The organism is Lysinibacillus sp. GW823-FHT06C08 (genome assembly GCF_058795135.1).
Window position 1 is genome coordinate 1 of record NZ_JBXAHN010000026.1, and the last position, 1,091, is coordinate 1,091.

General features: G+C 35.9%; 1 pseudogene. It reads right to left on the minus strand.

What is annotated here, in order from left to right:
• Window positions 1–50: 50 nt before the first annotated feature.
• A pseudogene (locus AC1Q6O_RS22890) lies at window positions 51–1,091 on the minus strand (IS3-like element ISBsp3 family transposase); the annotation flags it as partial.

Here is a 1,091-nt window from a genome sequence, read left to right on the forward strand (position 1 = left end):
TGAACTGAACCCTATAAAGTAGACAGTTTAATAAAAGACCATTTGCTACATTAAACAGCGATTAAATGACTTCGGTATGCTGCCGGAGTCATTTTTTTTAACGTCCATTGCTTTCTTGTATTGTTGTAGTGCTCCATATAATCATCTATCATATATTTTAATTCTGATAAGCTTCCAGCTTCTTTATATTCTATTTCATCTTTAAAATGCCCAAAGAATGACTCCATTGGCGAATTATCTAGGCAGTTTCCTCGGCGAGACATTGACTGAAGTAATCCCATTTCTTTGACGCATTTTTGAAATGCTGGGTGTGTATAATGGAAACCTTGATCTGAATGAATCATCGCTTCAGGATGTAAATTGTCATTGATATGCTCTTCTAATTTTTTTAGCGTACGATAAACAAACTCCATGCGTAAATTTGTCGATACCTCATATGCAACGATTTCTCGTGTTGCAACATCCTTTATACACGATAGATACGCTGTTTGTCCGCCACGATATTGTAAATACGTAATATCTGTTAAAAACACTTTGCCTGGCTCTGTTTGATGAAAATTACGATTTAGATGATTAGGTACTTGACGATGGATTTCTGTAGCTTTGGCAAGATTTCGATAAGGGTTTGCACGTCTTACTTTCGAATATAGATTGAATTTACGCATTAATCGTAGAATTTTTTTATGATTCATCGGGATTTCAAGTAGTTCTTCTAGTGCCATGTAAAGACCCCGATAACCAACTTTTCCTTTTGACGCATCATAAATCGTTTTTAGTAGGACGTAGTCCTGAAAATCTGCTTCTTCTCGCATCGCTTGTTTCTCACTATTTTGGAGCCATTTATAATAACCACTGGGGCTTACATTTGCCAAATCACATAAATAACGTGTCATATTTTTCAACTGATACAGCCGAACGGTATCATTAATTGCTTGATACTTTTCCCTTGGTATTAAAATAGCCGTTTCTTTGCCTGCCTTTCCATCTCGTCTAGCTTTTTTAACAGTGTTAATTCAGCTTCAAGTAAACGAATACGTGCCTCTGCTTTTTCTAATTTCTTTTCAGCTGACATGTGTTCTTTTTTTGGTCGA